Source organism: Marinococcus sp. LNSP9103-4, assembly GCF_056034345.1.
In genome coordinates this window covers 63,213-76,796 of the sequence record NZ_JBQLIA010000011.1, presented here as the reverse complement: position 1 = coordinate 76,796, position 13,584 = coordinate 63,213, and the positions used below count along the sequence as shown (strand labels likewise).

Genomic DNA, 13,584 nt, shown 5'->3' with positions numbered 1-13,584 from the left:
CGTTCACCTCATTTCAACTAGTACTGAATATCTTCTTTGGATGCAGTTAATTTTCTGATGATAACCGTAACGACGAGTGTGATAATCAGCAGTAAAAAGCCGATGGCACTCCCGTAACCGAAGTTATTCGTACTAAAAGCAAGATCATACATGTACGATGCCATTACTTCACTCGAACCACTCGGTCCTCCGCCGGTCATTACGTAGATCAGATCGAAATATTTCAGCGACCCGACGATGGCCAGGACAATGGTTACTTTTACTACACCCATGATTAAAGGAAGCTTAATTTTGTAGGCAATCTGCATTGGGTTCGCTCCGTCAATTCTTGCTGATTCAATCAAGGATTCCGGGATATTTTTCAATGCAGCATAGTATATAAGGATATAAAAGCCTGCGTACTGCCAGAGAATCGGTATGAATATGGCGTACAGCACGACATCCGGGTTCGCCAGCCACGACGGCGGATTTTCAATGCCAATACCGCGGAGAATCGTATTCAGGATTCCGTTTGCCGGGTTGTACACTTTAATCCACAGCTGTGCGATCGCGACAGATGACAAAAGCATCGGAATCAAATAAATTTTTCTTAATAAATCCGCACCTTTGATTTTGGAAGCCAAAATCATGGATACCGCCAGGTAAACCACCAGGCTTAAGGTTGAAAATAAAGCCAGCAGCAGAGAGTGCCATGCACTGTCCCAAAAATCCCCGTCCTGAATGGCATTGATGTAGTTTTCCATGCCAATAAAAGTCATTGACCCGATACCGTTCCAGTCCATGAGACCGTAATAGCCGGTCAGTATGAGTGGAACTATAATAAGTACGGCAATGAGAAATAAAGCTGGGAATATGTAAAGCGTAATCATGAGTTTATTCGACATAACTTTATTCATTTCACTTGCCCCCAAGCTCTGCATTTACGTCCATAATGCATTCATGAATGATATAAAGGGCAAACCCTGAAGGAATGCCCTTTATTCATTTTTTTATTTACTCGTCTTCTTCTATTGCTTCGTCATGCATTTCAGCAAATTCCTCCGGCGTAATTTCTTCACCGAATAATGATTGAATGGCTGTCAGGTGAGTTTCGGCAACATCCGGGCTCATCTGTACATCCGCAAACAACGTCAGGTTGTCAGCATTGTTTAAATCTTCGAGTACTTCGAGGTACATATCAGGAAGGTCCACGTTATCCGTATTTACTTTCGTAGCTGGAATAACGCCCGCATCACTGACGGATTTTTCGCCCCACTCTTCAGAGAAGTACTTAACAAAATCTTTAGACTCTTCTTTTACGTCAGACTCTTCAGAAACAAACAGCCCTACGCCAGGTCCGCCTACATAGCTGTTCTGATTGCCTTTACCTTCTACTGTTGGGAAGTCGAAATAGTCAACTGCATCCCGGAAATCCTGCGAAACACTTTCATCCGTTGTATAGTTTGGAAGATCCCATGTAGCAATTAAATACATTGCTGCCTGTTCACTCATAAACATGCTTTTTGCTTCCTGGTCGGAAAGGCCGTTAAATCCTTGAGTGAAAGCTCCGCTTGAAGCAAGGTTCTGTGTTTTTTCCGCCGCATTTACCAATGGCTCTTCCGTAAAGGATGCTTCTCCATTGATTGCCTGATTTAATAGATTGTCTTCACCAAGCCGGTCTGCCATATACATGTACCAGAGTGAACCGGTCCATCTGTCCTGGTTCCCTAATGCAATCGGAGCCACGTCGTTTTCCTGAAGCGTGCTTACAATTTCTTCAAGCTCTTCGTATGTTTCTGGTTCTTCTAAATTGTATTCATCAAATATCGCACTGTTATAGAAAACCTGGGCTACGTTCAGTTCGAGCGGCAGTCCATAAGTACTTCCGTCCATTTCATACGCTTCCGTAGTACCTTCCACATATGAATCACGCAGGCCGTCCTCATCAAGCACATCATCGAGCGGCGCAAACATTTCACCGTCAACGTAAGGCTCGAGGAAACCACCCGGCCATGTCATGCCCACATCCGGCAGTTCACCCGATGTAGAAGTTACCTGAAGCTTTTCCTTGTACTGCTCATTACTCAGCACCTCGAGTTCCACCGTAGTATCCGGATTCTGCTCTTCATAATCAGCTATGATGTCGTTTACAATATCGTAATGGTCCTTTGAGCTTCCTTCTGGCCATAAGTGCATAAATTCAATCGTTTTTTGTTCTCCGTCCCCGCCGCCGTCGCCAGACCCCGAAGATTCCGAGTTACAGCCTGTCATTACCATCGCCGTGGCACAACCTGCCGCCAGAAACGTAACCGCTTTCATCTTTTTCATAATTTCCTCCCCCTTTTCTTAATATTAAGGTAACACCCCCTACATCATTTGTCCAGTAAACAAACTAAGTTTTTATAATTTTTCTGAAAATATTTTTATTAACCACGGTAGCAACAAACGCCGTGGCACTTATGCCAAATATGAATCCGAGTGCCGGCACCATGTAAAAAATAACCCCCAGAAGACACAAACTCAACGTTAAAAAGAATAAGTGACCGGGATGAGTCAGCATAATAAAAAATGCATTTTTTAAAACATTTCTTAGTTTATCGTCAAAATGAGCAAACGATGGAAATAGATACAAAAGAAAAACAAATACAAAAAGGATATAAACAAATAGCGGTATGTGCAGCCAGTTCAGCGTATCGCTTGCCGCTATGAACTGAATATCGAGAAAAACAAGCACAAGTAAAAAAAGGACTACCGCCCCAAGTTTATTGGACTGAATAAATTCCTGCTTATATATCTTCCAGAAATAAGAAAAAACCGGCAGGTCCTTTTCTCCGCTCACCCATTTCCGCACTACTGCAAACAAAGCATTTGTAGCCGGAAATACGCCTGCGACTACAGCGCCCATCAGCGTAAAAAACACCCAGAGCACCTGCACATAGGCAAAATTCATCACCCATGTAAGCGCTTGATAAATTTTACTGTTCATTATCGGACAAACTCCTTTCCATGCTTATACAACTGTGACTTTGCTGGTTGAAAAAAATGTTTCAATTGAAAAAGCCGCAGAGCCCAGCGCGCATGAATAAATGCTGTTTTCGGAAAAGGATAACGTGAAAGAGTCCCGGAATTCCTCGTGAAGCCGCTGCTGAAACACTCTTTCGATAGGGTTGCGAAGCCACTGCTCCAATTCTGCAAAACGGTTGCCTATAATAATTTTTTCCGGGTTGAATATATTGATAATATTCGTAAGTCCAATACCAATATATTCTCCCACCTGGTCAAAAGCGTTCAGCACTTCCAGGTTTCTTTCCTTTGCCTTTGCGATCAGGCATTCGGTCGTTACTTCTTCCCGGTCTGAAAAGAGATGGGCTGTCTTTTCCACCAGAGCGCCTTCTGAGCTGTACAGCTCCCAGCAGCCTTTATTGCCGCACCGGCATTTCCTTCCATTTGGTTCAATGGTGAAGTGACCGACTTCGCCTGAGATACCGCTGCCGCCTTTGTATAATTGGTCATTAATAAAAATCCCGGCGCCGACACCGATACCAATACTTACATAGATAAAGTTCGAAACGCCCTGGCCGGCTCCGTAACGTTTTTCCCCGTGCGAACCAGCCTTTGCTTCATTTTCAATGAATACCGGCAGTTCGTATTTTCTCTCCAGATGCTGTTTTAAATGCACATTTTTCCACTCCAGGTTTGGGGCGAACAAAATGGTCCCTTCGTTATCGATCAGCCCCGGCACACCTACACCGATTCCCACTATCCCATAGGCACTTTTCGGCGCCTGTTCCGTAAGGTCCTCAATGACTTCCTCCACCTTATTAAACACAGCCCCTTCATCAATGGAAATCAGCGGTTCATTAATTTTAGCAACGATCGCTCCCTGCAGATCTGTCAGTATACCGAGAACATAATTTACTCCAAGATCAATTCCAATAGCATAGCCGGCTTTATTATTAAAAAACAGCATCGTCGGCTTTCTTCCTCCATTGGAAAGCCCTGCCCCCATCTCCTCCACAAGTCTGCCCTCCAGCAGGTCGGCTATCAGACTTGAAACTGTAGCTTTATTCAGTCCGGTATCTTTAGAAATTTGCGCCCTCGAGATTGGGCTTTTCTGCTGAACGGTCGTCAGCACAATTGATTTATTTATTTGCTTTACCAGAGTTTGGTCTCCCGTGCGCATATTATCTTCTCCTACGTCTCAATTTTGTTCGGTTTACGTACATAATAGCATATATTTTCTTTTGGTTATTATATAGTTTTTTAATTAAACAAAGTTATGGGTATCTATTCGCAATAATTTATGTTTTCATCCACTTTTGCGCTTTAAAACAAATTGATAGTTGAGCAGAATCAGGAATTAAGTTATATTTAGTTTATTGCTTATACAATCTATTTTGAAAGCGTTACCAATTTAAGGAGGCTACTTTCGTGAATGATCAAATTACTAACCCAATTTTGACTGGTTTTAACCCTGACCCGAGTATTTGCAGGGCCGGAGAGAATTATTATATTGCTACTTCCACGTTTGAATGGTTCCCTGGGGTGCAGATTCATCACTCAAAGGATTTAAAAAACTGGGAAGTCGTCAAACATCCTCTCGAGCGGACCTCCCAGCTGAATATGGCTGGTAATCCGGACTCAGGCGGCGTCTGGGCGCCCGCTCTCTCCTGGCACGATAATCAGTTCTGGCTTATTTATTCAGATATTAAACAAATCGACGGCATCTGGAAGGACGGCCATAATTACCTCGTCACCTGCGATACGATTGACGGTGAATGGAGCGATCCTGTGTATTTGAACAGCTCCGGCTTTGACCCTTCCCTCTATCATGACGACGACGGCAGAAAATACCTGCTGAATATGGTCTGGGATTACCGGCCGGGCAATCACCGCTTTTACGGTATTGCTCTGCAGGAATACGACGCTGAAGCAGAAAAGCTGATCGGTGAGCGGCAGATTATTTTCACCGGTACAGATATCAAGCTGACCGAGGGACCACATATATATAAAGTTAATGGATGGTATTATCTGCTTACCGCGGAAGGCGGCACTACCTTTGACCACGCAGCTACCATCGCACGGTCCAAATCACTGTTCGGCCCTTACGAGGTCCACCCGGAAAACCCGTTTATTACGTCCTGGCCCTATCCGAGAAACCCTTTGCAGAAAGCGGGGCACGGCTCTCTTGTAGAAACACAGAACGGCGAATGGTATTTTGTACACCTGACCGGCCGGCCGCTAAAAGAGGCACAAAAACCTTTACTGGATCCGCGGGGCTTCTGCCCTCTCGGAAGAGAAACCGCCATTCAAAAGGTTTATTGGGAAAAAGAATGGCCTTACATAGCCGGCAGCAATGAGCCTTCGCTATACGTGGAGGGCCCTGGTCTTTCGGAGGAGCCACAGCAATCAGCTTCTCCTGTTTACAGTCATTTTAACACTGGTAATTTGGATAAGAGCTTCCAGACACTGCGGATCCCTTTAGAAGAAAATACGTTATCGTTTAAAGACCGCCCAGGCTATTTGCGGCTGTACGGTAAAGACTCCCTGACGTCCAAATTCACCCAGGCATTTGTCGCAAGAAGGTGGCAGCACTTTTATTTTGATGCTGAAACCGCCGTTCAGTTTGATCCGGATCATTTTCAGCAGTCCGCAGGCATGGTCTGCTATTACAATACGCAAAACTGGGTTTATTTTTACATTACCCACGATGAAAGTAAAGGAAGGATTTTAACCCTTCTAGCTAATGACCATTATCAGTTTGACACGCCGCTTGGAGACAGCGATATTGAAATTGATCGCAGTGTAGAAACGATTTATCTTAAAGTCTCTGTACGTATGGACAAGTACTGGTTCTCCTATTCTTTTGATGGGAACACTTGGACTGCGGTGGATATTTCTTTTCCTTCCGCTAAACTATCGGATGACCATATCCAGGGCGATGGCTTTTTTACAGGCGCTTTTGTCGGTATGCAGTGCCAGGACAGTTTTTCTTCCAAGCCTGCAGATTTTGAATACTTTCATTATGTTCCTAAAGAAGAAAACGAAGCATAAAATACAGAAGGCCCGGACTGCACTAATGGCAGCCGGGCCTCTTTTTTTATACTCTTACTTTTTTAATCCCATCTCTATCTCTTCAAGCGTTTTCCCTTTCGTTTCAGGGACAAATTTCCATACGAACAAAGCAGACAATATGCTCATGAGACCGTAAAATCCGTACGTTAATCCACCGCTGAACTCAATCATGGCTGGATACGTGGAAGAAATAAAATAGTTAGCTGCCCACTGGGCTGCCACCGCAATAGCGAGAGCCTGACCGCGGATTTTGTTAGGGAATATTTCGGATAAAAGCACCCATACCACTGGTCCCCACGACATCATAAAGGAAGCCGTATAGATGATAATAAATACAAGCGTCGCTATACCAATTGTGCCGGTAAAAGCGAGAGCCGAAACACCAAACATGCCTATGGTCATTCCAATAGATCCGATAATCAGCAGTGGCTTCCGACCGAATTTATCTACTGTCATGATAGCAATGACTGTAAATATTAAATTGACGGCCCCCATAATAATGGTCTGGAATAACGAAGCGTCTCTTGCCGCTCCCATGCTTTCAAATATTCTCGGTGCATAATACAGCGCAACGTTAATGCCGACAAACTGCTGAAAAATCGACAGGAGAATACCAATAATAATAATCAGCTTTCCGTAGGCGAACAATTTTTCTTTTCTTTTATCAAATGACTGATTAATTTCATAGAATGTAGCCTTAGCCATCGTCTGATCATAGATCCTGGATAAAATCTTCATGGCTTTGTCGTCCCGGTTTTTGGAAACCAAATACCGCGGCGTCTCCGGCACTGTTAGCATGAACAGTAAAAACAAAGCAGCTGGAATCGCTTCCGAAGCAAACATATACCTCCAGCCGAGAGCATCCACCCATTCCGCCGTTTGTCCGCGGGCAATCCCCCAGTTGACAAAGTACACGACGAACTGACCGAAAATAATCGCAAACTGGTTGAGGGACACAAGCCTCCCACGAATATTAGGTGGCGCCATTTCGCCAATATACATAGGTGCGACCGCTGAGGCCAGCCCTACCCCGATACCACCGATAATCCGGTAAATATTAAATACAATTAAAAGTGCGACAGAGGGCTCACCAGCATTAAAAAATAACAGCTCTGGGTAGGCTGAACCCAATGCGGAAAGAAGAAACAAAACCGCCGCTATAATCAATGTAAACTTTCTTCCTATTCTGTTTGCAAAAAAGCCCGAAACCAATCCGCCAATAATACATCCAATTAGCGCACTTGAAACCGTCAACCCGTGAATAAGTGGACTTAGGTTCAGACTGTCGGCAAAGTAGGTCTGCAGTGACCCCTCCGCTCCGGAAATCACGGCCGTATCATAACCAAACAATAAGCCGCCAAGTGTAGCTACCATGGTAACTAATACTACATACATCGTTCGTTTAGAATTCATATACTTGAGTAGACGTGCTACTCTTCCCTCCTTCCTCTATGTAAGCGATCACAAACCACATTATCATTCTTTGTTTGTTTAATCAATAAACTTTATTAGGCGGACAGAGATCCTTAAGGACGGCTGCTTCCATTTCTATACTGAAATTCATTTTTTAATTAAGCGAATAAAAATCTATTCCGAACTAAAAAAGACGTTCCTTCACAGGCTTATCCGGGAATGTGTATAAGTAGCCAATTTATGAGGAGGAAATCAATAGTGAGTCTTTTTTCATCTATTAAAAAACGAGTGACCGACGCAAAAGAAAACGGAGTAACCATTCCAGTAACGGAAAAAATGTTTTTGAAGGTACTTCAGGTTAAAAAAATGGACAATGTGGATATTTCCGCCGTTCATATCCAGGACCAGGTCCTGCGTATTGAAGGCGTTAAAAATGACAGCAGCCAGAGCCGCTTCAGTATGCTGCTGGAACCTTCCCACGCTTCAGAGCGGACCCTTTACTTCACGTTAAAATCCATTTCCCCTTTAGAAGCGGACGACGTATTCAGGGAAATCTTCGACCGCCCGCCTTATTTCTCTGCTCAGGAGCAGCAGGCAGGTTTTCACCTGGAAGTATTTGAGCCTATGAAAAAAGTTCCTTATGGAAAAATAGACTCCTACTACTTTGAGCAGAACAAACTGAAAGTCGTCATGAAATGGAAATAAAACAGCTTTTCACTGATTCAAAAATTTAATTCGAGCATCACTTTCTCTCCAAAACTTTTTACTCCCGGCCGAGGCCGGGAGTTTTTTAAAAGTAGAAATTACCTAGTTTTTCATGCATAATAAAAGAAAAACGAATGGGGAGAAATACATGGAATATCAAGCAGCTTCCTTCGGCCGGTACCGTGTTCTCCAGAATGGCTCTATTGAAGTTATTGCAGAAATAACAAGCCGTTTTGAGCACCCTCGCTGGGAGAATATGTGGTATTTATCAGAGACAAAGAGAATCTGCCGTGAACTGGAGATGCTTGGAATCATCTCAGAGTGCGACAGCTTTGAAATTGTTGACCGTAACCAATTTAAAATCTTTTGGAAAAAAGATCGTATTGCCTGGGGCTATATTGATGAAGACGAAACGTCTTTCCGTCTGCGTTTCACCGGATTAGTCGATACACCGGCCAGCGAATAGCATTGCTGCCTGTTTTTATCATGGTTGCAATTAAACGCCATATCCTTTAGGGTGTACATACGAAGCAATTACTTAAGAGCAATTAAATAAACGGTGGAAATGGATAGACAATGGCGCTATTTCCCATAAGCCAAAAAGAGACACGAGGTACCTGCCTCCTGTTTATCTTTTTGGCTTTTTTTATTTGTTTTGTGAAAGGAGCATCCTTTTAATTTATGAAATTTTTAATTGATCACGACGGTCAAAAGATTCACAAATCGGTATTTGTTAATGACCGCTGTATGAGCAACAGCAGGCCCTCGGACTGGGAAAGCCTGCTGGAAGAAGCTGCCCTGCAGCCACTCACTCAAAAGAACTACTCTTACTGTGTCCACTGTTTTCAGGCATACGCCGGCTGATAAAGAAGGCTGGCTGGAGGAGCACCCTGCCTCTAGCCCGACCCGCTCATAATAAAGACAATGACGCTGCGGTCCCGTTCAAAGTCCCAGTCAACAAACACGTCAGCAATGTTCATCCCGGCAATGGAGGTAAACGACTTCCCTTCTATTAACAGTCGTTTTTCCAGTTTGCGTTTAGTTACCTTCAGCTGCTCTTCATATCCTTGCTGTACTAACTCTTTTTCAATGTTAATCAGCAGCCCTTCCCGGATCACGAGAACAGTCTTATTATTCAGCATTCCTGAAAAGACTTTGTCGGGTTCCTTTTCTGCCTCTGCAGTAACCTGCCTTACACGCTCTTCAAGCTTCTTTTTACCCGCATATTCTTTAAACGGATTTTCGCCGTCATATGCATTCTCGTCGATTCCGACAAATATACTCGATTCTTTATTAAAATCGCTGTCGTGGTAAAAGTTTTTATACACCTGGCCGGTGACCGACTGCACGTATCCGTTAATTTCCGGAACAATTTTGTGCATCATACTTTCACGCAGACGGAAAACAGCCTGTTCGCCCTCCTGCTCGAGAATGACCCGCTCCATTGGGCTCAGGAAATGCCGCAGGTAGATGGTGATGAACGGTCCCTGCATTACCACATGCGCGGCTTCCGGGCCTTTGGCGAATCTCTCCCGAAGCAGTTTGCCGGCAAAGCTTGCGATATCCTTTTCGTTTTCTGTTGGCCTCATGTTTATCAGTGTCCTTTAATTAAGTATTATTCACATATTTACTATCCAAAAGCATTATAATCTAGTTTTGATTTAATCACAAATGCCACACGGGTCAACAGGGCGGCCGATAATTATTAAAATATTGTTTTAAATTTCTAATTTCGTGGAAGTGTGGGAGTATATCTTTATTATTTTTTACATTTTCCTCTGTAATCCCTAGAATAAAGGTGCACTCCCTTGACTATTACATAAGCGAGTGCTGCATTCATCTACCGTCCACTACTTTTTTATTCCTTTAGTCCAACTTTATTTCCAAAATGGAAGGATGATTATTTTGTCGATTATTCGAGTAACGATGAATGGCACCGAGCGCAAAGTATCGGATGACTCTACAATCCTCGACTACACGCGCGGCACCAATGAGGAAGTCCCAAATGTTTGTTATCACCCGAGCCTGGGCGCAATTGAAACCTGTGACACCTGTATGGTGAAGGTAAACGGAGAAATTGTCCGTGCCTGTTCCACCGAATTTAAAGAAGATGATGTCATCGAAACCCTCACCCCTGACGTTGATCAGGCACAAAAAATTGCGATGGACCGGATTTTGCATAATCACGAGCTGTACTGTACCGTCTGCGATTACAATAATGGCGGCTGTGAAATTCATAATACAGTGGAAGCAATGCGTGTCGAACACCAGAGCGTTCCCTTTGAAACTAAGCCGTATGAAAAAGATTATACGAATCCTCACTACCGGTATGACCCGGATCAGTGCATTCTCTGCGGACGCTGTGTGGAAGCCTGTCAGGATGTCCAGGTGACCGAAACCCTTTCCATTGACTGGGAACGTGAACGCCCCCGTGTTATCTGGGATAACGATGTTCCTATCGGCGAATCCTCCTGTGTATCCTGTGGCCACTGTTCCACCGTCTGTCCATGTAACGCTTTAATCGAAACAAATATGGAAGGCGAAGCCGGCTACATGACCGGGATCAAAGAAGATACTCTTCGTCCGATGATCGATATCACCAAGGACGTTGAAACCGGCTACAGCTCAATTCTGGCTCTCTCCAACATGGAATCCAAAATGCGCGACGACCGTATTGAAAAAACGAAAACAGTTTGTACTTATTGCGGAGTTGGCTGCAGCTTTGATGTCTGGACGAAGGACCGTGAAATCCTTAAAATTGAGCCTCAGGCAGAAGCACCTGCAAACGGCATTTCCACCTGTGTAAAGGGCAAATTCGGCTGGGATTTTGTAAACAGCGAAGAACGCCTTCAGAATCCGCTCGTCCGTGAAAACGGCCAGTTTGTCGAAACTACGTGGGAGCATGCTTTAGATGTTATTCAGAAGAACTTCACTTCCATTAAAGAAGAAAGCGGCAACGACGCTCTTGCATTTATCAGCTCTTCCAAGACAACAAACGAAGAGTCCTATCTTATGCAGAAGCTCTCCCGCTCCGTTATGGGCACAAACAACATTGATAACTGTTCCCGGTACTGCCAGACTCCTGCTACCCAGGGCCTTTTCCGCACAGTAGGCTACGGCGGGGACACCGGCACGATAGAAGACATTAAAAACGCGGAGCTTATTATTACCGTCGGGACAAACACATCTGAATCCCACCCGGTTCTTGCCACACGGATTAAAAGCTCCCATAAGCTGCGCAACCAGAAGCTGATCGTCTCCGACATCAGAAAACATGAAATGGCGGAACGCTCGGACATGTTTATCCAGCCGAAGCCAGGCTCGGACCTTGTATGGCTGAACGCAGTAGCAAAATACATTATCGACCAGGGCTGGGAAGACACAGAGTTTATTAATGAACGCGTGGATTACTACGATGACTTTGTGAAAGAACTCGAGATGTACACCATCGATTACGCTGTAGAGCAGACCGGGCTCTCCCGTGAGGAATTGATTGGCATTGCCGAAAGCATTCACGAAGCAGATACTACCTGTGCCCTGTGGGCGATGGGTGTTACCCAGCACTCCGGCGGCGCGGATACAAGTACGGCAATATCGAACCTCCTGCTTGTCTCCGGCAACTACGGCCGTCACGGAACCGGCTCCTACCCGCTTCGCGGACATAATAACGTTCAGGGCGCAACAGACTTCGGAAGCGCACCGAATCTTCTTCCAGGCTACCAATCCGTGGAAGACGAAAACGTCCGCCGGAAGTTTGAGCAGGGCTGGAACACAGAGCTTTCCAGTGAAGTCGGCATGACCAACCATGAGATGGTCGATGCGATGCACGAAGGCCGCCTCCGCAGCCTCTATTTGAAAGGCGAGGAAATGGCGCTTGTAGACTCCAACATTAACTACGTACAGCAGGGCTTCGAGAAGCTCGACTTCTTCGTAGTACAGGATATCTTCTTATCCGAAACCGCCAAGTTTGCGGACGTTGTACTTCCTGCAAGCCCAAGTCTCGAAAAAGACGGCACGTTTGTAAACACCGAGCGCCGCTTCCAGCGTTTATACAAAGCGCTTGATCCACTCGGTAACTCTAAGCCGGACTGGGAAATTCTTCAGCTTGTGGCTAACCGGATGGGCGCAGACTGGAACTACAGCCACCCGTCTGAAATTATGGCAGAAGCTGCTTCACTCTCCCCGTTTTTCGAAGGAGTATCCTACGAACGGCTTGAAGGATATAACTCTCTCGTATGGCCTGTAACCAAAGAAGGCAAGGATGAGCCGCTTCTTTACGAATCCCGCTTCCAGTTCCCGAACGGAAAAGCAAGATTCTATCCGGTGCACTGGACCGAACCGCAAACCTTCGGCGAGCAGTACGACCTGCACGTGAACAACGGACGGATGCTTGAGCACTTCCACGAAGGCAATATGACGTACAAAACGGAAGGAATCACGCTGAAAACCCCGGACAATTTCGTGGAAATTTCTCCGGAACTCGCCGAAGAACGCGGACTCGAAAGCGGCGCCCTTGTTCGCTTGAAATCGCCGTACGGGGCTGTACGCATCCAGGCGCTTGTTACTGACCGTGTGAAAGAAAAACAGCTTTACATTCCAATGAACAATTCCGGTGAATCAGCCATTAACCGACTTACGAGCAGCGAAGCTGATAAGGATACGGATACACCGGCCTACAAAGAAACGCAGGTATTCATGGAAATACTCAGTACAGACGGGGAAGCACCGATGCCGAAAAACAATTTCCGATACGGAAATCCTAACCCTCAGAACGGCGTGGAAGTTGAACGGAAATGGAAACGTAATGACTACATCTTCCCTGGCGACATGGTGAGAAAGGAGAACCGCTAATGGCTGAGCGCATAACTCATATTGAGAAGCTGAAATTCTCCGAAGAAGAAATCAAACAGCGGGACATGGAAGAACTCCAGTCCCAGCTGCTTGATAACAAAGAAAGCCTTGAAAAGATGATGCGCACTGCGAACCTTCTTGATGAGTCCGGCCTGCTTGATATGGCAAATGGACTTCTAAGCGAAGGCGATAAGGTATTAAACGTAGCTGTAAACGCGATGAATACCGAAGGAAGCACCAACATGATTAAAAACATGCTTCTTCTCGCCGGCGAAGCCGGAAAGCTCGATATTGAAAGCATGCAGCCGCTCCTGTTGAAATTAAACAAAGGACTTGAGCGTGTAGCAAAACTCGAAGAGGAAAAAGAACAGGAAAAACAAACCGTGAACATTTTCCAATTGTTAAAGCTCCTCCGGGACCCGGAAGTAAACCACACGCTTTCGCTCGGCATTGCTTTTATGCGCGGCATGGGCGAAACAGGCAAACCCGAAATGGAAAAAGAACAGGAAGACCGGAAACCAAACACGAAGGTTTAACCGGCACTACCAATACGCTCCAGGC

12 protein-coding genes are annotated in these 13,584 nt (G+C 45.2%); 6 read left to right on the top strand and 6 right to left on the bottom strand.

Annotated features, from left to right (window positions below; translation table 11 throughout):
- Positions 1-17: 17 nt before the first annotated feature.
- The 4 genes from ACTRXG_RS09455 to ACTRXG_RS09440 form a co-directional block, all read right to left on the bottom strand.
- Positions 18-896: a carbohydrate ABC transporter permease gene (locus tag ACTRXG_RS09455; protein WP_474262626.1), complete on the bottom strand. Its 879-nt coding sequence runs from the start codon at positions 894-896 to the stop codon at positions 18-20.
- A gap of 97 nt (positions 897-993) precedes the next feature.
- Positions 994-2,307, bottom strand: coding sequence for an extracellular solute-binding protein (locus ACTRXG_RS09450; RefSeq protein WP_474284767.1), 1,314 nt, complete (start codon positions 2,305-2,307; stop codon positions 994-996).
- A gap of 64 nt (positions 2,308-2,371) precedes the next feature.
- Complete coding sequence (locus ACTRXG_RS09445; RefSeq protein WP_474284766.1) at positions 2,372-2,965, bottom strand: YesL family protein; 594 nt, start codon at positions 2,963-2,965, stop codon at positions 2,372-2,374.
- Between the two features lie 24 nt (positions 2,966-2,989).
- Complete coding sequence (locus ACTRXG_RS09440; protein ID WP_474277095.1) at positions 2,990-4,162, bottom strand: ROK family protein; 1,173 nt, start codon at positions 4,160-4,162, stop codon at positions 2,990-2,992.
- 248 nt (positions 4,163-4,410) lie between these two features.
- Here ACTRXG_RS09440 and ACTRXG_RS09435 point away from each other — a divergent pair, with 248 nt between their 5' ends.
- Positions 4,411-6,033: a glycoside hydrolase family 43 protein gene (locus ACTRXG_RS09435; protein ID WP_474284765.1), complete on the top strand. Its 1,623-nt coding sequence runs from the start codon at positions 4,411-4,413 to the stop codon at positions 6,031-6,033.
- Between the two features lie 54 nt (positions 6,034-6,087).
- Here the strand turns inward: ACTRXG_RS09435 and xylE are convergent, their stop codons facing one another.
- Positions 6,088-7,467: a D-xylose transporter XylE gene (gene xylE / locus ACTRXG_RS09430; protein WP_474284764.1), complete on the bottom strand. Its 1,380-nt coding sequence runs from the start codon at positions 7,465-7,467 to the stop codon at positions 6,088-6,090.
- A gap of 258 nt (positions 7,468-7,725) precedes the next feature.
- On the opposite strand from xylE, the gene ACTRXG_RS09425 reads away from it, so the two are divergent.
- The 3 genes from ACTRXG_RS09425 (at position 7,726) to ACTRXG_RS09415 (ending at position 9,036) form a co-directional block, all read left to right on the top strand.
- Entirely contained in the window at positions 7,726-8,172 is a 447-nt protein-coding gene (locus ACTRXG_RS09425) for a hypothetical protein (RefSeq protein WP_091610069.1), read from the top strand.
- Between the two features lie 148 nt (positions 8,173-8,320).
- The gene (locus tag ACTRXG_RS09420) at positions 8,321-8,638 is read left to right on the top strand and encodes a hypothetical protein (RefSeq protein WP_474262638.1); all 318 of its coding nucleotides are present in this window, start codon (positions 8,321-8,323) and stop codon (positions 8,636-8,638) included.
- A gap of 215 nt (positions 8,639-8,853) precedes the next feature.
- A complete protein-coding gene (locus ACTRXG_RS09415; RefSeq protein ID WP_474277091.1) occupies positions 8,854-9,036 on the top strand; it encodes a hypothetical protein in 183 nt (60 codons plus the stop codon).
- A gap of 32 nt (positions 9,037-9,068) precedes the next feature.
- Here the strand turns inward: ACTRXG_RS09415 and ACTRXG_RS09410 are convergent, their stop codons facing one another.
- A complete protein-coding gene (locus tag ACTRXG_RS09410; RefSeq protein WP_474284763.1) occupies positions 9,069-9,761 on the bottom strand; it encodes a Na-translocating system protein MpsC family protein in 693 nt (230 codons plus the stop codon).
- Positions 9,762-10,068: 307 nt separating this feature from the next.
- Between ACTRXG_RS09410 and fdhF the strand changes: the two genes are divergently transcribed.
- Positions 10,069-13,023 carry a formate dehydrogenase subunit alpha gene (gene fdhF, locus ACTRXG_RS09405; protein WP_474277087.1) on the top strand — a complete coding sequence of 985 codons (2,955 nt, stop codon included), beginning with the start codon at positions 10,069-10,071 and terminating at the stop codon, positions 13,021-13,023.
- Complete coding sequence (locus tag ACTRXG_RS09400) at positions 13,023-13,559, top strand: helical membrane plugin domain-containing protein (protein WP_474262646.1); 537 nt, start codon at positions 13,023-13,025, stop codon at positions 13,557-13,559. Before fdhF ends, ACTRXG_RS09400 begins: the two co-directional genes overlap by 1 nt.
- Positions 13,560-13,584 lie beyond the last annotated feature (25 nt).

What these genes read in the sequence shown, in the direction of transcription:
- ACTRXG_RS09415 (WP_474277091.1), top strand. Translation starts at nt 8,854, where the DNA reads ATGAAATTTTTAATTGATCACGACGGTCAAAAGATTCACAAATCGGTA.
- ACTRXG_RS09410 (WP_474284763.1), bottom strand. Translation starts at nt 9,761, where the DNA reads ATGAGGCCAACAGAAAACGAAAAGGATATCGCAAGCTTTGCCGGCAAA.
- ACTRXG_RS09445 (WP_474284766.1), bottom strand. Translation starts at nt 2,965, where the DNA reads ATGAACAGTAAAATTTATCAAGCGCTTACATGGGTGATGAATTTTGCC.
- ACTRXG_RS09440 (WP_474277095.1), bottom strand. Translation starts at nt 4,162, where the DNA reads ATGCGCACGGGAGACCAAACTCTGGTAAAGCAAATAAATAAATCAATT.
- ACTRXG_RS09420 (WP_474262638.1), top strand. Translation starts at nt 8,321, where the DNA reads ATGGAATATCAAGCAGCTTCCTTCGGCCGGTACCGTGTTCTCCAGAAT.
- fdhF (WP_474277087.1), top strand. Translation starts at nt 10,069, where the DNA reads ATGATTATTTTGTCGATTATTCGAGTAACGATGAATGGCACCGAGCGC.
- ACTRXG_RS09450 (WP_474284767.1), bottom strand. Translation starts at nt 2,307, where the DNA reads ATGAAAAAGATGAAAGCGGTTACGTTTCTGGCGGCAGGTTGTGCCACG.
- ACTRXG_RS09455 (WP_474262626.1), bottom strand. Translation starts at nt 896, where the DNA reads ATGAATAAAGTTATGTCGAATAAACTCATGATTACGCTTTACATATTC.
- xylE (WP_474284764.1), bottom strand. Translation starts at nt 7,467, where the DNA reads ATGAATTCTAAACGAACGATGTATGTAGTATTAGTTACCATGGTAGCT.
- ACTRXG_RS09400 (WP_474262646.1), top strand. Translation starts at nt 13,023, where the DNA reads ATGGCTGAGCGCATAACTCATATTGAGAAGCTGAAATTCTCCGAAGAA.